The organism is Shewanella corallii (assembly GCF_023349125.1).
GTDB classification, from domain to species: Bacteria; Pseudomonadota; Gammaproteobacteria; order Enterobacterales; family Shewanellaceae; genus Shewanella; species Shewanella corallii.
The window spans coordinates 222,590-244,784 of record NZ_JAKIKT010000003.1; the positions used below are offsets into that span (position 1 = coordinate 222,590).

The 22,195-nt window shown below is 49.0% G+C and carries 18 protein-coding genes and 4 tRNA genes; 14 read left to right on the forward strand and 8 right to left on the reverse strand.

Annotated elements, in window-relative coordinates; genetic code table 11:
- The first annotated feature begins 36 nt into the window (after positions 1-36).
- The 7 genes from crr to L2725_RS10195 all read left to right on the forward strand — a co-directional run bounded on the left by crr (position 37) and on the right by L2725_RS10195 (position 4,640).
- Entirely contained in the window at positions 37-549 is a 513-nt protein-coding gene (gene crr, locus L2725_RS10165) for a PTS glucose transporter subunit IIA (RefSeq protein ID WP_248935571.1), read from the forward strand.
- A gap of 46 nt (positions 550-595) precedes the next feature.
- A complete protein-coding gene (locus tag L2725_RS10170; protein ID WP_249248856.1) occupies positions 596-937 on the forward strand; it encodes an ArsC family reductase in 342 nt (113 codons plus the stop codon).
- A complete protein-coding gene (gene dapE / locus L2725_RS10175; protein WP_249248857.1) occupies positions 937-2,070 on the forward strand; it encodes a succinyl-diaminopimelate desuccinylase in 1,134 nt (377 codons plus the stop codon). The genes L2725_RS10170 and dapE overlap by 1 nt, the downstream gene beginning before the upstream one ends.
- Entirely contained in the window at positions 2,028-2,756 is a 729-nt protein-coding gene (locus L2725_RS10180) for a M15 family metallopeptidase (protein ID WP_249248858.1), read from the forward strand. Before dapE ends, L2725_RS10180 begins: the two co-directional genes overlap by 43 nt.
- A gap of 70 nt (positions 2,757-2,826) precedes the next feature.
- Positions 2,827-3,444 (forward strand): carbonate dehydratase, encoded by a 618-nt coding sequence (gene can / locus L2725_RS10185; protein WP_115138444.1) that lies wholly within the window; start codon positions 2,827-2,829, stop codon positions 3,442-3,444.
- A 191-nt stretch (positions 3,445-3,635) separates the two neighbouring features.
- On the forward strand, positions 3,636-4,373 hold the full coding sequence (gene kdsB / locus L2725_RS10190; RefSeq protein WP_115138443.1) for a 3-deoxy-manno-octulosonate cytidylyltransferase: 738 nt from the start codon (positions 3,636-3,638) through the stop codon (positions 4,371-4,373).
- Between the two features lie 21 nt (positions 4,374-4,394).
- Positions 4,395-4,640 carry a DUF2897 family protein gene (locus L2725_RS10195; protein WP_249248859.1) on the forward strand — a complete coding sequence of 82 codons (246 nt, stop codon included), beginning with the start codon at positions 4,395-4,397 and terminating at the stop codon, positions 4,638-4,640.
- A 60-nt stretch (positions 4,641-4,700) separates the two neighbouring features.
- Here L2725_RS10195 and L2725_RS10200 read toward each other — a convergent pair whose 3' ends face one another.
- The 7 genes from L2725_RS10200 to rlmKL all read right to left on the reverse strand — a co-directional run bounded on the left by L2725_RS10200 (position 4,701) and on the right by rlmKL (position 15,790).
- Positions 4,701-7,793 (reverse strand): efflux RND transporter permease subunit, encoded by a 3,093-nt coding sequence (locus tag L2725_RS10200; protein WP_249248860.1) that lies wholly within the window; start codon positions 7,791-7,793, stop codon positions 4,701-4,703.
- Entirely contained in the window at positions 7,793-8,872 is a 1,080-nt protein-coding gene (locus L2725_RS10205) for an efflux RND transporter periplasmic adaptor subunit (protein WP_249248861.1), read from the reverse strand. The genes L2725_RS10200 and L2725_RS10205 overlap by 1 nt, the downstream gene beginning before the upstream one ends.
- A 236-nt stretch (positions 8,873-9,108) precedes the next feature.
- Positions 9,109-9,285 carry a ribosome modulation factor gene (gene rmf, locus L2725_RS10210; protein WP_248935579.1) on the reverse strand — a complete coding sequence of 59 codons (177 nt, stop codon included), beginning with the start codon at positions 9,283-9,285 and terminating at the stop codon, positions 9,109-9,111.
- Positions 9,286-9,506: 221 nt separating this feature from the next.
- Positions 9,507-11,456 carry a DUF3466 family protein gene (locus L2725_RS10215; RefSeq protein WP_249248862.1) on the reverse strand — a complete coding sequence of 650 codons (1,950 nt, stop codon included), beginning with the start codon at positions 11,454-11,456 and terminating at the stop codon, positions 9,507-9,509.
- A 27-nt stretch (positions 11,457-11,483) separates the two neighbouring features.
- A complete protein-coding gene (locus L2725_RS10220) occupies positions 11,484-13,430 on the reverse strand; it encodes an ABC transporter ATP-binding protein (protein WP_249248863.1) in 1,947 nt (648 codons plus the stop codon).
- Between the two features lies 1 nt (position 13,431).
- The gene (locus L2725_RS10225; RefSeq protein ID WP_249248865.1) at positions 13,432-13,671 is read right to left on the reverse strand and encodes a glutaredoxin family protein; all 240 of its coding nucleotides are present in this window, start codon (positions 13,669-13,671) and stop codon (positions 13,432-13,434) included.
- The gene (gene rlmKL / locus L2725_RS10230; RefSeq protein ID WP_249248867.1) at positions 13,664-15,790 is read right to left on the reverse strand and encodes a bifunctional 23S rRNA (guanine(2069)-N(7))-methyltransferase RlmK/23S rRNA (guanine(2445)-N(2))-methyltransferase RlmL; all 2,127 of its coding nucleotides are present in this window, start codon (positions 15,788-15,790) and stop codon (positions 13,664-13,666) included. Before rlmKL ends, L2725_RS10225 begins: the two co-directional genes overlap by 8 nt.
- 287 nt (positions 15,791-16,077) lie before the next feature.
- Between rlmKL and L2725_RS10235 the strand changes: the two genes are divergently transcribed.
- The 4 genes from L2725_RS10235 (at position 16,078) to L2725_RS10250 (ending at position 16,614) form a co-directional block, all read left to right on the forward strand.
- Positions 16,078-16,154: transfer RNA gene (locus L2725_RS10235), tRNA-Met, on the forward strand.
- A gap of 122 nt (positions 16,155-16,276) precedes the next feature.
- Positions 16,277-16,372, forward strand: a tRNA-OTHER gene (locus tag L2725_RS10240).
- Positions 16,373-16,420: 48 nt separating this feature from the next.
- Positions 16,421-16,497 (forward strand) — tRNA-Met (locus L2725_RS10245).
- Positions 16,498-16,537: 40 nt separating this feature from the next.
- Positions 16,538-16,614 (forward strand) — tRNA-Met (locus tag L2725_RS10250).
- A gap of 653 nt (positions 16,615-17,267) precedes the next feature.
- On the opposite strand, the gene L2725_RS23225 is transcribed toward L2725_RS10250, so the two are convergent.
- A complete protein-coding gene (locus tag L2725_RS23225; protein ID WP_283164268.1) occupies positions 17,268-17,756 on the reverse strand; it encodes a type II secretion system protein in 489 nt (162 codons plus the stop codon).
- Between the two features lie 1,726 nt (positions 17,757-19,482).
- Between L2725_RS23225 and L2725_RS10260 the strand changes: the two genes are divergently transcribed.
- The 3 genes from L2725_RS10260 to L2725_RS10270 are packed head-to-tail and all read left to right on the forward strand — an operon-like array spanning position 19,483 to position 22,194.
- Positions 19,483-20,301: an ABC transporter permease gene (locus L2725_RS10260; protein WP_249248869.1), complete on the forward strand. Its 819-nt coding sequence runs from the start codon at positions 19,483-19,485 to the stop codon at positions 20,299-20,301.
- A complete protein-coding gene (locus L2725_RS10265; protein WP_249248871.1) occupies positions 20,298-20,975 on the forward strand; it encodes an ABC transporter ATP-binding protein in 678 nt (225 codons plus the stop codon). The genes L2725_RS10260 and L2725_RS10265 overlap by 4 nt, the downstream gene beginning before the upstream one ends.
- Positions 20,965-22,194, forward strand: a complete 1,230-nt coding sequence (locus tag L2725_RS10270; RefSeq protein ID WP_249248872.1) for a KpsE/RkpR family capsule polysaccharide export protein — start codon at positions 20,965-20,967, stop codon at positions 22,192-22,194. The genes L2725_RS10265 and L2725_RS10270 overlap by 11 nt, the downstream gene beginning before the upstream one ends.
- The last annotated feature ends 1 nt before the right edge of the window (position 22,195 follow it).

Here is a 22,195-nt window from a genome sequence, read left to right on the forward strand (position 1 = left end):
TCGTTTGGTTAAATTAAGGATAGCAGGCAAGAGGTTATGGGATTCTTAAGCCGAATCAGACGTATGGTTTCAGGCCAGCCCCCGGTTGAAGGCGGGGTAGATATTCTGGCGCCCGTCAGTGGTCAGTTGGTGTCACTGGAGAATGTACCGGACAAGGTATTCGCTGAAAAAATTGTCGGCGACGGTATAGCCATTGAACCCAGCGGAAAGCAACTGTGCGCCCCAATCTCAGGCACTCTGGCCAAAATATTTGAAAACAATCACGCCTTCAGCATTGAAAGCCCCCATGGCATAGAACTCTTTGTTCACTTTGGTGTGGGGACAGTAGAGCTGGGCGGAAAAGGCTTTACCCGCCTGAAAGAGGAAGGCTCCCAGGTTGAAGCCGGTGAGCCGGTTATCGAGCTTGACCTGAAATCAATCAAACAGGAAATTCCCTGCGTGCTGACCCCTGTAGTGGTTGCCAATATGGAGGATATTGCCTCCATGACCCAAAAAACAGGCAGCGTCACCGCGGGTAAAGACACCATTTTCACCGTCACCATGCAATAAACACTGCATCGAGTGCGCCCCTAGACGATAATAACAGGAGTAAACAGTGACCCTTTACGGCATTAAAAACTGCGATACCGTCAAGAAAGCCCGCAAATGGCTGGAAGCCAACGAGCACAATGTTCCATTTCATGATTTCCGGGAACAGGGTCTGGACGAAACCGATCTGACCGCATGGGTAAAAAGCCTGGGCTGGGAAGCGGTCCTGAACAAACGCTCTACCAGTTTTCGCGCTCTGGATGATGCCGACAAACAAAACATTGATGAAGCCAAGGCGATACAGCTGATGCTGGCCAACCCTACTCTGATCAAACGTCCTGTGCTGGCGACCAATGGCAAAGTCATGGTGGGTTTCAAAGACGCTGATTATCAAGCCTGGTTTGCCTGATGAGCAGAGAAGTTACCGATATTGCGATAGATTTAATCGCGCGCCCTTCAGTCACACCCGAGGATGCCGGCTGCCAGAAAATGATGGCTGACTACCTGGCACCTTTGGGGTTTGATATTGAGTCCATGGTGTTTGAAGACACCACCAATATGTGGGCCCGAAAAGGCAGCGAAGGCCCGCTGTTCTGCTTCGCCGGCCATACTGACGTTGTACCGGCCGGTGACCTGAATCAGTGGCATACCCCTCCGTTCGAGCCAAGAGAGATAGATGGCTATCTGCACGGCCGGGGCGCAGCGGATATGAAAGGCTCACTGGCAGCCATGATGGTGGCCACCAAGCGCTTTGTTGAAAAACATCCTGACCACAATGGCTCCATCGCGTTTCTGATCACCAGTGATGAAGAAGGCCCTTTTATCAACGGCACGACAAGGGTTATCGATACCCTTGAAGCCCGTAATGAAAAGATTACCTGGGCTTTGGTGGGCGAACCATCATCAACCCACCTGCTGGGTGATATTGTCAAGAATGGCCGTCGTGGCAGTCTGACTGGTAACCTGACCGTTAAAGGGGTTCAGGGGCATGTTGCCTACCCACATCTCGCCGATAATCCTGTGCATAAAGCGGCCCCGGCGCTGGCAGAACTGGCTCGTATCAAATGGGATAATGGTAATGAGTTCTTCCCTCCTACCAGCTTTCAGATAGCCAATATTAACGCGGGAACAGGTGCCTCCAATGTGATCCCAGGAGCGATGGAGGTGATGTTTAACTTCCGCTACTCCACCGAAGTGACTGCTGAAATATTGATAGAGAGAGTTCTGGGCATTCTCGATGCCCATGGTCTGGACTATGATATCAGTTGGGTATTCAACGGACTTCCTTTCCTCACAGGTGAAGGACCTTTGTTGGATGCAACCCGGGAAGCGATCTACGAGGTGACAGGTACACAGACGGATCCTCAGACCAGCGGCGGTACATCCGATGGTCGCTTTATCGCCCCGACCGGCGCACAGGTTATTGAACTGGGCCCGGTGAATGCCACCATTCACAAAGTGAATGAATGTGTTCGTACTGCAGATCTGGAGCTACTGGCATGCTGCTACGAAAAGATTCTGGAAAAACTGCTGTGCCGCTGATCCCCAACGGCCGCCTTTATGGTTTGACCGATGAGGGGCTGGACGCAGTGGGCAACACCATGCTCACCACGGCGGCAAAAGCCGCCTTTCTGGCAATGCAACAAGCCTGCGGTAAAGAAGGAATAGCACTCACTATTTGTTCTGGCCATCGCAGCTTCGAGCGCCAACTTGCGATCTGGAACGGGAAAGCCAGTGGCCGCCGGCAATTGCTGGATAAATACTGCCAACTGGTGAACCCGACAGACTATACAGAAGATGAGCTGGTGCAGTTAATCCTTATCTGGTCGGCCTTGCCGGGATGTTCCCGCCATCATTGGGGAACCGATATCGACGTGTTTGATGCAGCCATGATTAACCAGTCTGAGCTGAATCTTGTCCCGGCAGAATACCTGGATGCGGGTCCCTGCCACCAGCTTTACCAGTGGCTGCTGGCAAATGCCGCAGACTATGGCTTCTATTTCCCCTTTCAGGCAGGTCTCAGCGGCGTCAGCCCGGAGCCCTGGCATTTAAGTTATTTTCCCGAGTCCACTGAGTATCTGGACTCATTCAATATCGATACCCTGTCGTCGATATTGCAACACAGTGAGTTGGGATTGAAAGGATCCGTAATTTCCCAGCTTGAGAAACTCGTTAATGAGTTTGTCTACAAAGTGGCCCCAATTCCAGAGATGAGTTCCAAAGGATAGACCAGTCGCAGCAAAAACTGCTGCTAGACTCATCTTTGTGGAAAAAACCACTTTACCTAAGTGAATTTCAATGAAAATTTTGAAGCCTTTATTTGATAACAACAGGCTGTGGGCCGAGCGGATCCGTACCGAAAAACCTGACTTTTTCGAGCAATTGGCCCAACAACAAACCCCCGAGTATCTTTGGATCGGTTGTTCCGACAGTCGGGTTCCCTCCAATCAAATTATTGACCTGATGCCCGGCGAAGTCTTTGTGCACCGTAATATCGCCAATATGGTGATCCATACGGATCTCAATTGCCTGTCTGTGATTCAGTACGCGGTCGAAGTACTGAAGGTCAAACATATCATGGTGGTAGGTCACTATGGATGTGGCGGAGTCAAAGCCGCTCTCAGTGATGGGCGTCTTGGTCTTATCGATAACTGGCTTGGGCACTTGCGTGATGTCTACCGGACATATCGTGACGAGATAGACCAATTGGATGGCCAGACAAAGATTGACCGTATGTGCGAGCTCAATGTGATTGAGCAGGTACAGAATGTTATCAGCACCTCTATCGTTCAGGATGCCTGGCAAAGGGGACAGTCACTCTCGGTACATGGCTGGATCTACAGCATCGACAACGGGCTGCTTACCGATCTTGATGTCACCCGGGATGAAAACAGCGGGTCAGCCTCTAACGGCTGACAAGGCTGGTTTGCTGAATCTTAGCTGACGCTCCTCAAAAAACCTCACTATCTTGCTGCATATACAGGGCAAATATGAAAAAATTGCCCTGTCATCCCGCTTGCTCTACTTGCATGCCCTGAAGTTCAGGTTTAGGCTCTGGCACCAGTCTGACGCCGAGGTGGCGTCTCTTTTGACAAGAAGGTAACACCATGAATGTAACCCTGTTAATTCCGGCGCGTTATGGCTCCAGCCGTTTTCCCGGAAAGCCACTGGCACCGATTAACGGTAAGCCAATGATCCAGCGCGTATACGAGCGCGCATCTCTGGCCGAAGGGTTGGACAATATTTATGTCGCCACTGATGATGAGCGTATCCGCGAGACCGTAGAAGGCTTCGGTGGCAAAGTGGTGATGACAGGCAGTGAAGCTGCTTCAGGTACTGACCGTCTGGAAGAAGCCGCCACAAATCTCGGCCTGCCGGACGATGAACTGATCATCAACCTGCAGGGTGATCAGCCACTGATTGACCCTATCTGCATCGAGCAGTTAATCAACCTGTTCAAGCAACAGCCGGGACAGTTTGAGATGGCCACTTTGGGCGTCGAGATCCTGCGGGATAACGAGCGCACCGACCCAAACAACGTCAAGCTGGTTTACGATAACGACCACTTTGCTATCTATTTCTCCCGTGCTTCTATTCCACACGGTCGTGACGTTGATGATTACCCAATGCACAAGCATTTGGGGATCTATGCTTACACCCGTCGCTTCCTGCACACATTTGCCAATTTACCGGTTGGCCGCCTGGAGTCTCTGGAGAAACTTGAGCAGCTGCGAGCTTTGGAAAATGGCTATAAAATCAAAGTAGCCATCGGCGCGTTTGACTCTCCTGAAGTCGACACGCCAGCCGATATCCGTAAGTGTGAGCAGAGACTTGCCGCCGACTAAGCTGCGTTTTGAGGATTGATTATGTCCGATTGGGAAACCGTACTGCTGATCGTTCTTGTGGTTGGTATTATTGCCAGCAACCTGGTTGTGCTTAAACACACGACAAAGTTCAAAATGCATCAGTTTGGTAACCACAAAGACAAGTCAGTCACAACCAAAGACAAAAAGTCTGAGGACAAAGCAGAGCAGGATAAGCCAGAATCTGAAACCGATTCTTCCAAGTATCCCAAGTACAAAGAGTGGGATGACGATAAAGACGAATGGTAAAAACAACGCCAGTCAATATGACTGGCGTTTTTGTTTTCAGGTTTCAATTCATCATCAGTATCAGTCGGCCAATTCCCGCTCAAGACGCTTACTGACCTCATCCGGCGTTGTGGTGTATTTCGCCAGTACACTGTATGCCACAGGCACAACCAACAGGGTAAAGAGAGTCGCGACCACAATGCCGCTCAGCACCACGACACCTATCACAAAGCGGGTTTCAGAACCTGCCCCGAACGACAGTACCAGGGGAATGGCACCGGCCGCAGTGGTGATACCTGTCATCAAAATTGGACGCAGTCGCTGCACTGAGGCATCAATCAGCGCCTTTTGAAATTCCAGCCCTTCATCTCTCAACTGGTTGGCAAACTCCACAATCAAAATGCCGTTTTTGGCAGCAAGACCTACCAGCATAATGATGCCAATCTGACTGTAGATATTCAGGCTCTGGCCGGTGAAAAACAGCCCCAACAAAGCGCCAAGGGTAGCCAAAGGCACGGTCAGCATAATCACCAACGGATGGATATAACTTTCAAACTGTGCCGCTAACACCAGGAACACAATCCCCAACGCCAACATAAACACAAAGTACATGCTGTTGCCCGACTCCTGATAATCCAGCGACTGGCCTTTGTAACTCACCACCGCCTCAGCAGGCAGATGCTCGGCCACCAAACCATTAAGGTAATCCAACGCTTCACCCAGGCTGTAACCTTCCACCAGACTGGCCTCTATGGTAATCGCCCGCATTCTGTTATAGCGATTGAGATTAGAGGCATCGGCAAACTCCTCAACAGTCACCAGATTGGACAATGGAATCAATTCGCCACCCCGGTCGGAGCGCACATAAATATTGCTGAGATCGTTGGCGGTATTCTGATATTCGCGGTTACCTTCAATTATCACATCATACTCTTCGCCATCCCGCATAAAGGTGGTGACCAGACGTGACCCCAACATTGACTCCAGCGTCCGACCGATATGGGCAATGGACACCCCCATATCTGAGGCTCTGTCGCGATCGATAACTACCCTCAGCTGAGGTTTGGTCTCTTTGTAGTCGTGATCAAGCCCAAGCAGATTAGGGTTTTCCTTGGCTTTCTCCAGCAGGATATCCCGCCATGCAGACAGTTCGTCATAGGTCGGGCCTCCCAACACAAATTGCACCGGCTTACCCACACCCCGGCCAAAAGCCTGACGCATGATAGGGAACGCACGGATACCCGCCAGATCGGACAACCTCGCCCGGATATCTGCAGCTATCGCTCCGGCCGGACGGCGCTCAGACCAATCCTCCAGCACGATAATCGCCATACCGCCGGAGAAATCCGCCACAGTCCCCCAGCCTCTTGGAGCACGAACCAGCAAACGCTTAATTTCACCACTTTCCACCAATGGCATAAGGCGGGTTTCCACCTCATTCATGTACTCCTTAATGTACTCATAGCTGGCGCCCTGAGGCCCATTAACCATCAGGAAAATACCGCCTCTATCCTCCCGGGGGGCAAACTCCTGAGGCAACTCCTTCACCAGGAATACACTGGATGCCAGCGCTGCGACAGCAATCAGAGCCACAATCACAGGAGTTTTAACCGCCTGACTTAACATACGCGCATAGGCTCGGGATAACGCATTCATCGCCCGGTCCACCTGACGCACCAACCAGGGATCATGGTCTGCACTTTTCAGTACCTTAGAGCACATCATAGGACTCAGCGTTAACGCCACAATGCTGGAGAAAATCACCGCGGCACTCATGGCGACAGCAAACTCTTTAAACAACTTACCCAGATCGCCCTCAAGGAAGGTGATCGGCATAAACACGGAAACCAGCACCAGTGTTGTCGCCACCACCGCAAAGGCTACCTGACGCGCCCCAAGGAAGGCCGCCTTCAGGGGCGTCTCACCCTGCTCTATACGTCTGTGAATATTCTCAAGCATCACGATGGCATCATCCACCACCATGCCGATAGCGAGGATCATCGCCAGCAAGGTGAGCAGGTTAATGGTATAGCCAAGCGCAAACAGTACGATAAAGGTAGAGATAAGCGAGACAGGTACCGCTAGTGCGGGGATCAACATTGCCCGAACACTGCCCAGGAACAGGTAGATCACCACGATGACCAATATCATGGCGATAAAAAGTGTTTGGTAAACCTCTTTAATGGAAGCCTCAATAAACACAGAACTGTCGTAGGAGCGTTTAATCTCCATGCCAACGGGCAGGGTTTTATTCAGCTCATCCGCCAGTGCATTGGCCTGTCTGGCTACATCCAGTGTATTGGCAGTGGACTGTTTGGCGACGCCCAGTCCAATCATGGACTCGCCGTTGCCACGGAACATAATCCGCTCTTCTTCTGAACCAATCTCGACCCGGGCCACATCTTCCAACCTGACCAAATGACCATCGTTACCTTCGGCCAGCACCAGATCGGCAAAGTCATCACGGGTTTGGAACGAACGCTCGACCCGCACAGAGAAGTGACGTTCAGCAGACTCAATGGAACCTGCCGGGAGCTCAACGTTCTGGGACCTCAGCGCACTTTCCACATCTGAGACTGTCAGGCCATGAGCTGCAAGGCGTTGTCTGTCCAGCCACACTCGCATGGCATAAACCTTACCGCCGCCCACACGTATGGTGGACACACCATCCAATGCAGAGAACCTGTCGACCAGGTAACGGCGAGCGTAATCAGTCAGCTCGAGTGTATTGAGGCGATCCGACACCAGGTTGAGCCACATAATCACTTCATCGCTGGAGTTGGCTTTTTCAACCTCTGGTGGGTCAGCTTCTTCAGGGAGGTTATCCAGCAGGCCCGAGATACGGTCACGCACATCATTGGCGGCGGACTCAATATCCCTTCCTACATCAAACTCCAGAGTGACACTGGAGCGCCCATCCCGACTGGTAGAGCTGATGTGGCGAATACCTTCAACACCGCTGACCCTGTCTTCCACCAACTGGGTAATACGGCTTTCCACCACTGAAGCACTCGCGCCCCGGTAGTTGGTGTCAATAGACACCACAGGTGGATCGATATCCGGGTACTCCCGCAAAGGCAATTTGCCAAAAGAGACCAGACCAAGAATGACCAGCAGCAAGCTGATCACAGACGCCAGAACCGGACGTTTGACCGATATATCTGTCAGTACCATCAGCCGCGCTCCGTGTCCGTCTTATCCTTAAAGGTAAAACGCTCGCCCTGTTCAGTGGTTACTTCACTGCCGGGGCGAACTTTCATAATGCCGCGGATAACCACAGACTCACCAGGAGTCAGGCCTTCTGTGATTTCCACCCAACCGCGCTCACGGGAGCCAATAGTGACCTGGCGGCGTTCAATTTTACCTTCTACTACCAGATACAAATAATGTCGGTCACTGATTGGGATAATGGCAGACTCCGGTACCATCAGCGCTTCCCGGGTGTCACGAATAAGCTTTACCTGCATCAGCATCCCCGGCAGCAGCTTTAGTTCAGGGTTGGCGATCTGAGCCCGCACTGTGACTGCCCGTGTGGCAGGATCTACCCGACTATCGATGCTGCTGACGGTACCGACAAACACTTCATCAGGATAAGCTGTGCTGAGAGCCTCCACTGACTTGCCCGGTTTCATCTGAGCGATAAAGCGCTCAGGCACGGTAAAATCCAGCTTAACAACTGAGATATCATCCAGAGTCGTGATCAGGGTACCCGGGGTAACCAGGCCGCCAATGCTGACCTGACGCAGCCCAAGGCGACCAGCAAAAGGCGCGGCAATACGACGGTCAGTCAATGACGATTGTGCAGCTTCCAGCTCTGCTCTGGCGGTATCCAGCTGCGACTGAAGTCGGTCCCGTTCCAATTCTGCAACGGTTTTATTGCTGACCAGAGAACGAATACGGGCAAGCTCTCGCATTTGCTCTTCAAGCTTCACCTTTGCGGCCTTAACTCTGGCCTGCTGCTCAACATCCTGAAGTTGCACCAGCAGGCTGCCCTGCTCCACCAGATTGCCATCATCAAAATGAATTTCGGTGACCACATCAGTCACTTTTGGAGTAATAGATACAGCTTCATTGGCCTTAAGCGTGCCCAGCGCTTCAACTTCATCGCGAACCTGAGCCATCGCTGCTTCTGTCACGACCACTTTAACTGGGCCACGGGGTCCACTGCGCCCATTGGACTCTTGTTTAGGCCAATAAAAATAGCCTGCCGCACCGATCCCCAGAACCAGCACACCAATTATTATTTTTTTCATTACTTCATCTATCCTGCTGAAATCTTTGGCCAGTTTACATTTAGGCAAAGTCACATCAAGCAACTTTACCTTTGGTTACATAATTACTCATTTAAACCGCTGTAAGTTCAATAAAAATCGATGCTGCAAGGAAGGATTTGTAACTGCAGGTTTCTGAAAAATTGTGTGGAGAGGCGGATACAAATATGCCCTCTGAAAAGAGGGCATTTTGCTTATGCTTGACGCTGAATTAACTGTTACTTGGTAAATGTCCCATTAAGTCGACCTTCTACGCCTTCCCGCCAACCTCCAAGCCATTGCGACCTGGAGTCCAGATTGGAATATGGACAATTGTCCTTGGAGCGACCACCCACTCCAGCCTGGAAACCTTTGGAAAAAGCCCTGTCTAGCCGATCTCGTTTTTGTCTTTTCATGTAAGCATCCTCTGTTCTACACAAAAGGGAAGCGGAAAAAATATCCAACTCCACTGTTAGGAATAGAACGTTTTGGAACCAAGATCAATGATCAAAACCGGGTATTTTAGCGTTCAAATATTAAGCTATTGAGAACATGGTGAAAAAAAATCGGAGCCTGGGCTCCGATTTTCGTTTAAATATCATTTCAGCCTTAAAACACTGAAAATGTTAATATTTTGTTAACCGATGATTTTGCGTCGTACCCAAAGCAGCGGCAGCAGCATCAGCCAACCCAGGCCAGCAGCGCCCTTACGCTCGTATGGTGCGTCATCGTCGTCAGGAGCAATATAGGTACAAATGTCCTCTTTGGTGCCCCCTGCAATCTTTTCCAGAACCACAGCACGTGGAAGGAAAGAGGTCAAAGGCTGACCGTTGGCATTAAGCTCAAATACCGCATCTTCGACACTGGTCACAGGTTCACCATCTTTATCAACCAGATTACCCTGGCTATCTACTTTATAAAGAGGCTTACGCACAAATGCAGTACCAACAATGTAATTACCGTCGTCGGATACTGTATCAGCATCAACAATTAGAATTTCGGTCTTATAGCTTAGCTCCAAACCTGAGCCATCAGTGACCTTCACTTCGTGCGGCTTCCAGCTGCCATTGCCATCAGGCTCAAGACCTTTTGACTCACAAGTCAGTACTTTGTTCAGATCTACCAGTTCCTGAACAGAAGAGTCATACAGGAAACCGGCTTTGGGTCTTGAAGTCTCTTTGTCGTGGGTAATCTCAATAGAACCTACGACCTGCCCTTGGTCGTTAATGTCTCTTGGTCTGCTGCTGAGATCAGAGATAGTTCCATAGAAATCCAGTGGTGTGAAAATGCTGCCACCAGCGTTTATGTCATAGGTGAAGAACTTGGTACGAAGATAGCCTTCGATATATCTGTCATAAGTACCAATCAGCAGGCCTGAATCATTCACATCATAAGCGATGGTGTTGTAGTGCTCGCGGTCAGGGAACGGAACAGGGTTAAACGCATACTCCTCTGTTCCGGCATCATTAGCTTCTTTTTTCCAATAACCCGCATCCAGCCTTCTGTCGTCGGTATCACCGTCACGGTACGTATCAGAACGCCCTGCAACAACACCATTACCACTAATCCCAAGCCCCTGAGCAGTAAACACTGTCTCAGAATCTTCTGCTGGCGTCAGACCAAGCGGCAAAATCAATGGCTGAGGTTCAGCATCACTCAAGTCCCAAATCGCAGCCCTGGTTTGATACTGAATATTGCGAATGCCGTTGGTCGCAGATGGGTACTGGTTGACCTGAACACAAACATCAACTGGCAAAGTTGCGTCATCACCGAAACAGGCATCAATTCGCTCTGCCCCGAATTGTGATATTTCGGTACTCGCATAACCGGCGACCAAGTTGGAACTGTTTACAGCAGCTGCTACCGACCAACCACCAATATTAACCGTCTGGGCCGCACCATCCTCAGGATCATAGGTGTAGGTCATTGATGATGCTAAAGGTGGCAAAGAAACCTCGGCTTCTTCCCCTTTTTTGGCAATCCCCCGCATCTCAAAATCACGAACATAAAACTCAGTTTGCTCTGATTCATTATCCGGATTGTCAATTACCTGTTGAGGGCCAGATACTCCGCCAACCTTAAAGCCTACAGAGTTTGCGCCATAATAAAGTGCATCAATACGGCTAACATTCTCTGTGTCATCCGGTGGTGTCGAACCACCAAGCGCCTCAAAATCAGGAAGCCATGGGGTTGGCGTAGAGTTTTGTTCAGCTATAAATGCGAAGTTGTTCGCTACGATGGGATCATTAACTGAATAGGTAATCTGCTCTTCGGGAGCAATGCCGTCTTCGATATCAATGAGGTCGTCATCAACATCTTCATCGCGCAATCTCTTCTTACCCCGCGCAACCCCTACCATCACGGGTGTACCATTTTCAAAGGTCAGCCCCATGCCGTATGAGCGTTGAGTGTTTTTGAGAACATCAATATCTGGGAAAGGAGTACCATCCACATCAGTTCCTTCACTGATGTTCACTACTCTAAATGGTGTCTCAGCTAACGTCTGAGCATAAGCCGGCAGGGTACCGAGGGCCCCGACAACACTGAGTGCAACCAGTGACAGGGTCTTGTCCAAAGATAACTTCATTCAGATTTCCTATTTATTATTCTGTGCTTACTTCATTGACTCGAGCTCTTCCCATCGCTCGAAGTACTGCTCCAGTAACGCTTCTTTGTCCGCCAACGCCTTCAATCCGGCGTTCACTTCGTCACTGGGGCGGGAATAAAATTCCGGATCATTCACAGTTTCCTGCAAACCTTCAATTTCAAGCTCCAGCGCTTCCATTTGAGCTGGCAGAGCATCCAATTCACGCTGCAACTTATAAGAGAGTTTCTTACCGGTTTTAGCCTGTGCCTGCTTGGCATCACCCTGTGTTTGCTTGCCAGCCTGAGTTTCGACCTCAGATTTCGGCGCAGGTTCCCCAGTTGATTGATCTGCAGCAGGTTCACGGTAAAAACGCGCCCCCTGCTCAACAGCATCCTGGTAACCACCAACGAACTCATTCCAACGACCATTACCGGCAAACCACCAACTACTGGTCACTGTATTGTCGATAAAAGCACGGTCGTGACTGACGATAACCAAGGTGCCCTCATATTCGGCCAACATGGACTCTAGCAATTCAAGGGTCTCAATATCAAGGTCATTCGTCGGCTCATCGAGAATAATCAAATTCGCAGGACGTAACAGTAACCTTGCGAGCAATAAGCGGTTTTTCTCACCACCTGAAAGTGCTTTGACAGGAGTACGAGCCCGCGCAGGCGAAAACAGGAAGTCCTGCAGGTAACTCAGGATATGGCGATCACGGCCATTCACCGTGACAGTTTGCTTGCCTTCACCCACGTTCTCTTCAACGGTTTTCTCCTGATCCAGCGCCTCACGGTACTGGTCGAAGTACGCCACTTCCAGCTTGGTACCACAACGGACGTTACCGGATTGAGGCTCCAGTTGAGACAGCAACAGCTTAATCAGCGTCGACTTACCGCAGCCATTGGGGCCGATAATGGCGATGCGGTCACCGCGCATTACTGTGGTGTTGAAGTTCTTCACCAGGTGCAGATCAGGCAGGTTGTAGTTGAGGTCAGTGACCTCGAATACCAGCTTACCGCTGCGCTCTGACTCAGATACCGCCATAGCCACATTGCCCTGGCGGTTGATACGTTCTTTACGCTCAACCCGCAACGCTTTAAGGGCACGCACGCGACCTTCATTTCTGGTACGACGGGCCTTAATCCCCTGACGGATCCAGGCTTCCTCTTCCGCCAGCTTCTTATCAAAAGCAGCGTTGTGCTCCGCTTCTACGCGCAGCCATTCTGCTTTGCCTTCCAGATAAGTTTGATAGTTACCCGGCCAGGAGGTGACGACACCTCGGTCGAGGTCGACAATACGGGTTGCCATGCGGCTGATAAAGCCACGGTCGTGACTGATAAAGACAATGGCACCTTTATAGGCCAGCAGGTATTGCTCAAGCCATTCGATGGTATCGATATCCAGGTGGTTGGTCGGTTCGTCAAGCAGCAACAGATCGGGTTCGCTCACCAGCGCGCGCGCCAGTGCCACTTTACGCTGCCAGCCACCGGACAATTCAGACAAAGGTGTATCAGGGTCCAACGCCAGGCGTTTACAGTGACCGTTAATACGGGTATCCAACTGCCAGCCACCCAGATGATCCAACTCACCCTGCAGACGTTCCATCTGCTTGAGCATTCGCTCCATTTCGTCAGGGTTGGCATTGGCCATGGAAGCTGACAGCTTATGATACTGCTCCAGCGCCTCACCCACTTTCTGCAGGCCGCCGGCAATATAAGCATAAACAGTGCCCTGCTCCTGCTTAGGAGGATCCTGTTGCAAACGACTGACTTTCACATCGTTGGCGATATTGAATTCACCATCATCCAGTAAAGTGTCGCCGGACAGTACTTTCAACAGGCTGGATTTACCGGCACCATTGCGACCTACGATACACACTCGCTCACCGGCCTCAATGGTAAAATCAGCTTCCTGCAGCAAAGGAATGTAGCCATAGGCCAGTGATCCTTTGTTAATTCGAACCAGACTCAATCTAGACTCCCAAAAATTGTTTCACTGCCGCTTCATCGAAGGGCCAGTTCAGTTCCTGACCACTTTCGGTGGCCAGGACCGGTATGCGAATGCCATAGCGTTCAGCCAGTTGCTCATCATCACAAATGTCCTGGTGAACAAAGTTCAGCTGCATTGCACTGAGCAACTCTGCTGCCATCTCACACAGATGGCAGCCGTCGGTATGGTAGAGGGTAAGCGCTGATACACTTGTCTCAGGCATGAGTCACCAGCCACACGTTGTGGATCTGAGCGTTACGCTTAAAGTCTTCCGGCAGCAGTTTGGCATCAATGTTCACCGCCTGCAGACCAACCTTAGCCAGTGCATCCATATCCATTTTGAATTTACGCTTGTTGTTGGAAAAGATGATCTCACCGCCCGGACGCAGCAGCTTTTTCAAGTCGGCCAATACATTGGCGTGATCACGCTGCACATCCCAGGAATCTTCCATCCGCTTGGAGTTGGAGAAAGTCGGCGGATCGATAAACACCAGGTCAAATTGCTGCTCACAGTCTTTAACCCACTGCAAACAGTCAGCCTGGATAAACTGATACTGGCGGCCCATCAGACCGTTCAGTACAAAGTTATCTTTAGCCCAGTTCAGATAGGTGTTGGACATATCCACTGTCGTAACAGACCTGGCACCGCCCTTACCTGCGTGTACAGAGGCCGAACCAGTGTATGAGAACAGGTTCAGTACATCGCGCTCTTTGGACTTTTCACCGACCAATTTGCGGGTCAGACGATGGTCAAGGAACAAACCGGTATCCAGATAATCGGTGAGGTTCACTTTGAACTGACAACCATACTCGTGAGCAGTCAGCTCCAGCTTTTCCTTATCCAGCTTCTGATATTGGCTGGTGCCCTTTTGCTTCTCACGGGTTTTGACCACTATTTTTTCCGGGTCAACACCACTGGCTACCGGCAGCGCCAGCAACATATCTGTCATACGACGCTTGGTCACATTCTCCGGGATCTTGGCGGGCGCAGCATACTCCTGCATCACCAGATAATCCTGATAACGGTCAATAGCCACGTTATATTCCGGAATGTCAGCATCATAAATACGGTAACAATCGATACCTTCGCGCTTGGCCCACTTATCCAGCTGCTTCATGTTCTTTTTCAAGCGGTTGGCAAATGGTTCAGCAACTTTGCTGATATCGACACCCTCTGCCGATGGCATTTCACGACGGGTAGACTTGGCGTGCAAGGTGTACAGGTTAAAACCACACTCCAGCGCACCATTGAACATCTTCATCTGCTTGTCAGCTTTCAGCTTGATGGCAGACATGAGTTCGATATCGGAGCACAACATCGCGACCTTCCAACCACCAAACTCACGTTTGAATTTATCACCCAGCTGATAGTACAGCTGCAACAGTTCAGACATGTTACCCAAACGCTCGCCGTAAGGAGGGTTGGTGACCATAAAGCCAGTTTCAGCAACAGGTTCCACAGTCAGCGCATTGGCCACTTTAAAGTCAATCAGGTGGGCCACACCGGCGTTCTGAGCATTGCGCTTGGCCAGCGCCACCACGCGGGAGTCGATATCAGATGCATAGAACTTAAGGTCGCAGGACTGCAAGCCACGGTTAGCACGCACATCGGCTTCGGCCTTAACCTCGCGCCATACATCTTCTTTATGACGGCGCCAGTATTCAAAGCCAAAGCGGCTGCGTTTCAGGGCTGGAGCAACATCAGCCGCGATCAGTGCAGCTTCAATCACAACAGTACCGCTGCCGCAGAATGGATCCATCAAGGTTTGAGGCGCTTTGGTCCAGCCGCTGCGCACCAACATGTTACAGGCCAGATTCTCTTTCAGCGGCGCTTCACCAGTACGATCGCGATAGCCGCGCTGATGCAAAGCGCCACCAGAGAAGTTAAGTCCAATAGTCACCTGGTTATTGCGGAAGTGAGCGTCGATACGGAAGTCCGCGTCAGTTCGGCTGACGTCAGGACGACGGTCGAAATCATCACGGAAACGGTCAACAACCGCATCCTTAATCTTCAGCGCGCCAAATTGGGTGTTATTGATAAAACCGCCGGTGCCATGAAAATCAATGGCAAAGCTGTTGCGGTAATCAAAGTGGCTTGGCCAGTCAATACAGTAAGCAGCGTCATACAGCTGCTGAGCAGACTCGCAAGGGCCTTTATAGATGATGTGTACAATCCGGCTGGCCAAACGAGTCCACAAAGTGATTCGGTAGGCTTGCTCCAAAGTTGCAGAAAAATAGACGCCGGCCACACTCTCTTTGATCTCAGAGGCGCCAAGCTCGGCCAGTTCGCCCGCCAGGGCATATTCAAAGCCCTTGGGGGCTGCGGCAAAAAATGAAAACATGTGTGTTGATGCTTTGGCTTGCTCGTAATTTAGTGGCGCATTATACCTTCGAACCTCATCTATGTATAAACAGTTCTCACATTTAGTAGCTCACACACTTTATGCAACTCACCTAATGAAACCTTAAGGGAGCCAAACGCCAACACCCTGAATACAAAGCGGCAAACATCGATGATTATTCAGGCAAACAGACGCATATTCCCGAAATCGGCTTGCAATGAAAAAGCTCGGTCGTTATAGTTCGCCCCGCTTTCGACGCAGTAGCTGAGCAAAGCAGAAATATCGGACGCGGGATGGAGCAGCATGGTAGCTCGTCGGGCTCATAACCCGAAGGTCGTCGGTTCAAATCCGGCTCCCGCAACCAACTTTAGTTGATGAGAAATAGGTCTTCGGGCTCAACTCTTATTAACCGCAGGCGAAGGTCTCATACCCTACTCCCGCAACCACTTCCTTATTAAGAAGTAAAACTGATAACTACAATTCGGACGCGCGATAGAACAGCATGGTAGCTCGTCGGGCTCAACTCTTTTCATAAAGAATCGAAGGTCGTCAGCTTCACATCAAATCTGGCTCTCGCAACCAACTTTCTGGCTGACAGAAAGATTCAAAATAAACAGCGAACAATTCGGACGCGGGGTGGAGCAGCATGGTAGCTCGTCGGGCTCATAACCCGAAGGTCGTCAGTTCAAATCTGGCCCCCGCAACCACTTCCTTATTAAGAAGCAAAACTGATAACTACAATTCGGACGCGGGATGGAGCAGCATGGTAGCTCGTCGGGCTCATAACCCGAAGGTCGTCGGTTCAAATCCGGCTCCCGCAACCAACTCTTTTTAAGAGAGAGAACAAGCCTGCAGATGCAGGTTTTTTTGTATCTGAAGATCCAGTGATAATCGAGCTTTACTTTAGCAGACGCTGCCAGCTCATAATCATAACCCTCAAGCCATCGACAAGTGTTGCCCAGTTAAATCCGGCTCCAGCAACCAACTCTTTTTAAGAGAGAAAACAAGCCTGCAAATGCAGTTTTTTTGTATCTTAAATTCCCTGCTCTTCCGTTAAACACATCATAACCCTCAGGCCGTCGGCTTCATATCAAGTCCCACTATCGTAACCAACTTCTTATCTGAGGAATTTAAGTCTGCTTTGGAGGATTTTTTGTGACTTAAACTGCCGACGCCACTATAGATATAAATAGAGCATAGTTATCTTTACAAAATTCGGGGTATGCCCCGCACAGTTCTTACTGCAAGAGAGCTTTACGGTTCTGCAAATACCTCCTAATCGAGGCAAAACCTATGACTCTATTTTCCCGAGAAATACCATCAGTTGTTGAAAGTGCTGCAGCTCAAGACTCCCGCATTGTTGATCTTACCCCCTACTCCCACAACTTTTACAGAATGAGCACTCAACTAGCTAAACAGCCGTAAAGGGGCACAAAAAAAGGCTCCATAGGAGCCTCAAAAGGAAATAAAGTTTTTATTAGCAACCAGTGGTAATAACTTCAACTTCCGGTAAGTCATTAGCAGTAGCTTGTGTATATTTCACTAAGCAGGTCGCAGGTGAATCGACTTGAGAAATGTTAATTGAAGGCGTCGGAGTAACGTCACCACCATTTTTTGAAGTTGGAACTGACACCTTCCAATCTTTAGTGTCCAAGTCAAGAGCACTAGTTATGCCTTCAACTGTCGCAGGAATGTAACCAAATGCAGTTACGTAAGGCTTAATAGTCTCAGTAGTAACACCATCGAGATTGATGTTACCGGTAGCATCGAGTTGATCTGCAACCTGTGCCTTGGCATGAACCATGGCGTTAGCACCTTTAATAGAACCAGCTACACCTTGCAAAGCAGCTTCGCGAGCATCTGAGGAAAGATTAATAAACTTAGGGGCAGCAACTACAGCCAGAATGCCCAGGATAATAATTACAACTACGAGCTCAATCAGGGTAAAACCATTTTGCTTTTTCAAAACAACACCTCTAACAACTGGGTAAATAAATAAGCACAGTGATTATACTTAAGGATTGAGATATCACGCCTAATTGGAATGCGAATTGTGATGCAGCTCTCTATTTTATTTGTCACACGCCAAATAATTGACTAACAGATTGATGTTCACGCCGATTGAACAAGGTTGTAAAGCATTCAATTATTCAGCTTAATCAAATATAGGCGAACAATAAACGTGCAGCACAAAGAATAACCAAAGCACATTTGCCTTCAACTTATAAACACTCCCTAAATTAATTACTGTCTAATAACTAAAAATGAATGCATTCTCTCTTATCCAATACTGAACAATAGCTGCTCACTTACTTTTTGGTGGGAGTAGTGCCAGCTCTATAAACGAATATAATCTGACTTTAATAAACAATAAAAACATGTACATACACCTAGTGAAGGACTGACAGGCCCCTACCCACTTCACAGACCACACCCAAACGCCCCACTCCTTTGTTCTGGGAACACTAATGTCTCTGGTTGAAACTTAGAACGACAAAGCGGTGCCAACAGCATTCTCAATCCCCCCCGCCCTACTTTTATAAGCGAATATAAGTCACTTACTTTGATTGAGCTCCCTATCATCCGCACTCGCTTTTCTGTGTCCTGGGCTCTACCTACATACGACGTTTGCATAGGTGACCATATGGTGGTCATGGCTCGAAGCTTGACAGCAGAAAACAGCGAATAAATTTCACTAAGTTTGTGAAGTATAGATTGCAGGATAAATAAACTGTTTAGTGCAGAAGTAAGATTGAGATATGGCTGCTTAGGAATATCCGTTTCACCACGTGTGAGATATCTCCTACAGCACGTCTATCATTTGTCTCTCTTCTTGCGGAAATATTAAGCCAGACAACATGTAACGGCTAATTTTTAGTCGCACTTCGTCGTGATATAGATCACAAAAAGCGTGGAAATCTGTTTGTGTGAGCTGTGCAGAGCAAATTTATTATCAAACAGAGTTTAGAAACAATACTGCAACACGAAATAGGTTGTTAATAAAGAAAAGCGCACGCTGACGGTGCATATAAGGTAAGTGATTACAAAGTATATAGATTACCGACTTTGAATATACATTTCTTATTCAACAATCTAATTCACCAAAAACACATAAATAAATAACAGTGAGCAACATTAATAACGGTTGCAAACAACTGAAACTGGCACTGATGCAATCGATACAGACTGAAACAGTCAAGATATTGTCATCTGTCAATCAGAACTAAATAATTCGCCACCTTAAACTTTATTTTAAGTTCAAAAGCTTAAGGCTAAACAAACATCACTGTTGATTGAAGTGATAACCAGATAAGGGTTATCCGCAGCTAATCGTTAGTGATTTAACAATTGAAAGTATCGACGGTTTTTTAACCGCACAGCGAGTGGGAAGCTGACAAACCCGTGCGGTAGCCATGTCTGAAGAAAGCAAGAACGAGCTAGAGGCTATTCGAGGGCGCTACGCTACGAGGTCGGAACAAGCTCCCTTCTAGAGCACTCCGTTTCGAGAAAAAGCAAAAACGAGACCGCTTCGCTACGAGAAAAAGCAGTTAGCAAATCAGACTTTGCCCTCTGAGCAAATCTTCGATTTGTGTCCTCCCTTTCTCGAAGGCAAAGCCGCTCTGGAACCTCGCAATGACCGCAGCGAACGCCCTGCTCCTTTATAACGACTCCAAAAATCAAAACTGAACTCAATGACCACTCAGTCAAACAACACAAATGCTGCCAAGCGTCCTCCTAAACGCAGCCATTGGCAAATCATGTGCGATGTCATCTTCGCCCTGATTATCCGTGAGCTAAAAACACGATTTGGAGCCAATCGTCTGGGTTACTTCTGGGCACTGGCAGAACCCATGGCACAAGCGGCGGTCATGGCATTAATCTTCTCATTACTGGGTAGAAGCAGCTTATCAGGCGTACCAGTAGCCTTGTTTATGTTGGTCGCCATTTTGCCATTTAAACTGTTCAGCAAGTTGCTACCTCAGCTATCGGCTGCCATTGAGTCTAACAAAGGGCTTTTGGGCTATCGGCAAGTTACTGCTTCTGACCCTATCATCAGCCGCTTGATTATTGAGGTCATAACATTCCTCATCGTCTATTTGCTGTTGATGAGCACCATGGCATGGCTGGGTTACAACGTAATCCCCGACGATCTACTTGAGCTCCTGGGCGTGAGCGCCCTAACAATCATCATGGCTACTGGCTTAGGCTTAATGCTCTGTGCCGCCACAACCTGGTGGAAAGACACTGGCAAAATAGTATCAATGGTCATGCAACCCATGTTCTTCATTTCAGGAATAATGTTTTGCGCCACCATGATCCCACAGCAGTATTGGTACTTGTTAAGTTGGAATCCCCTATTCCATGTCACCGAATTGAGCCGTGATGCCTATTTCAGTGCCTACCAAACACCGGTAGGAAGCTTTGAGTATTTGGGTATCTGGGCCATAGCCAGCTTCACATTCGGACTGATGACTTTCCAGGTCAATCGCCAACGGTTTATCACGACATGATCCACTTTGAAAACGTCAGCAAATTCTACCCTACCAAGCAGGGTAGGCATTACGTGTTCCGCAATATCGACCTTGACCTGCCAACCGACAGGAATATCGCAATATTGGGTCCAAACGGAGTCGGCAAGTCGACTCTAATCCGCATGATAGGCGGGACAGATATGCCAAATGAAGGGCGTATTCGCTCTCTCAAAAACATTTCCTGGCCACTGGGGTTACAAGGAGGCCTCCAAGGCTCAATGACCGCAAGAGAAAACGTCAAGTTCATCGCACGTATTCATGGTTATAAAAATACTCGCCCCATAGAGAAAAGAGTTCAGGAGTTCGCCGAAGTCGGCAAGTACTTCGATGAGCCTGTAAAAAGCTACTCAAGCGGCATGCGCTCGCGGGTCACCTTCGGCCTGACTATGGCGTTCGACTTTGACTTTGACGTACTACTTATCGATGAGTTGGGGGCTGTAGGCGATGCTAATTTCCGTAAAAAGAGTGAAGAGTTACTGCTGAGTAAGTATGAAACCACCAAGCTCATTATGGTGAATCACAATATCCGTGAACTAAAAAAGTTCTGCCAAACCGGATTAGTCATAAAAGACCAGCAACTGCACTTTTTTGATGATATCAACGACGCCGTTGAACTCTACCAAGCAACTTACGTAAAAAATAATGTCAAATAACAAACTAATCCAAAAACAAGAGCCATTAGAAGAGCAAAAGCTATCTTCTGCTCAACGCAAATTGCGCAAGCTCAAAAAAGATCCCAAGTTGTTTCTGGTTGACTCTAAAGCTTATGTCACCACAAGAAAAACCCTGTACCTGACCTGGGCCAAGCTGGGGTCTTTCGCCTTGGTACTATTGGCATCTATGATGGTCATTGGATATTACACTCTGCTCGCCTCGCCCAGATTTGCCAGTCAAACCCAGTTTGTCGTTAAGCAGGCCAGCGATAACGAAATGCCGATTCCAGGTCTGGCCGCCATAGGCGCCGCCTCCCCTTCGACCCGTGATGCCTTGATTATTCAAGAATTTGTTCAATCTATGGAGATGGCCGAAGCACTTGATAAAGCTGTTGGCCTGAAAGCACATTATGAAGATCAAGCATGGGATCAGTTCAGCCGGCTAAAGGCTGGCAGTACACGTGAAGAGTATCTTGAGTATTTCCAAAGCAGAATTCGTGTTGAATACAACGAACTGTCCGAAATTTTGCTGGTAGAAGTTCAGGCGTTCACACCTGAGTATGCCCTTGAGCTGGCAAACACACTCTTGAGTATCAGCGAAAAATTCATCAATCAGTTGGGAGTGAATATGGCCAACTCCCAATTGCAATATGCCCAGCGAGAGGTAGACAGAAGTCATGAGGCACTAAAACAGCAGCAGGTTAGATTGGTTGAGTTTCAAAACACCCACAAGCTTATCAGTCCTGATACCCAAAGTGGCGCGCTGCTAAGTGCAGTACACCAGCTTGAAGCAGAAATTATCACGCAGGAAACTGAGCTTAAGTCGCTTCAGGCTTATATGCGACCAGATACCGCTCAGGTCAAAGCCCTTGAATATCGAATCGAAGCCTTAAGACAGCAGTTGGTACAGGAAAAAGCCAAGCTCACCAGCTCAAATCAGGAGTCTCTCAACAAGCTTGCTGCCGATTTTAAAGAAATTGAGCTCAACACCAAACTCAGCGCCGACTTGTACGCTTCTGCCCTCACTAGCCTCGAAATGGCCCGGGCAGAAGCGGTAAAAAAACTCAAGCATTTACTGATTGTTGAACAACCCAGGCTGGCACAGGAAGACAGCTACCCCAAACGTCAGCACAGCATTGTTACCTGGTTCGTCGTGCTGCTGCTCATCTACTTTGTAGGCCGCCTGACTCTGGCAGTAATAAAGGAACACAGAGATTGAT

Coding starts and splice junctions, on each gene's coding strand:
- crr (WP_248935571.1), top strand. CDS start 37: ATGGGATTCTTAAGCCGAATCAGACGTATGGTTTCAGGCCAGCCCCCG.
- dapE (WP_249248857.1), top strand. CDS start 937: ATGAGCAGAGAAGTTACCGATATTGCGATAGATTTAATCGCGCGCCCT.
- L2725_RS10180 (WP_249248858.1), top strand. CDS start 2,028: ATGCTGCTACGAAAAGATTCTGGAAAAACTGCTGTGCCGCTGATCCCC.
- can (WP_115138444.1), top strand. CDS start 2,827: ATGAAAATTTTGAAGCCTTTATTTGATAACAACAGGCTGTGGGCCGAG.
- kdsB (WP_115138443.1), top strand. CDS start 3,636: ATGAATGTAACCCTGTTAATTCCGGCGCGTTATGGCTCCAGCCGTTTT.
- L2725_RS10195 (WP_249248859.1), top strand. CDS start 4,395: ATGTCCGATTGGGAAACCGTACTGCTGATCGTTCTTGTGGTTGGTATT.
- L2725_RS10200 (WP_249248860.1), bottom strand. CDS start 7,793: ATGGTACTGACAGATATATCGGTCAAACGTCCGGTTCTGGCGTCTGTG.
- L2725_RS10205 (WP_249248861.1), bottom strand. CDS start 8,872: ATGAAAAAAATAATAATTGGTGTGCTGGTTCTGGGGATCGGTGCGGCA.
- rmf (WP_248935579.1), bottom strand. CDS start 9,285: ATGAAAAGACAAAAACGAGATCGGCTAGACAGGGCTTTTTCCAAAGGT.
- L2725_RS10215 (WP_249248862.1), bottom strand. CDS start 11,456: ATGAAGTTATCTTTGGACAAGACCCTGTCACTGGTTGCACTCAGTGTT.
- L2725_RS10225 (WP_249248865.1), bottom strand. CDS start 13,671: ATGCCTGAGACAAGTGTATCAGCGCTTACCCTCTACCATACCGACGGC.
- rlmKL (WP_249248867.1), bottom strand. CDS start 15,790: ATGTTTTCATTTTTTGCCGCAGCCCCCAAGGGCTTTGAATATGCCCTG.
- L2725_RS10260 (WP_249248869.1), top strand. CDS start 19,483: ATGACCACTCAGTCAAACAACACAAATGCTGCCAAGCGTCCTCCTAAA.
- L2725_RS10265 (WP_249248871.1), top strand. CDS start 20,298: ATGATCCACTTTGAAAACGTCAGCAAATTCTACCCTACCAAGCAGGGT.
- L2725_RS10270 (WP_249248872.1), top strand. CDS start 20,965: ATGTCAAATAACAAACTAATCCAAAAACAAGAGCCATTAGAAGAGCAA.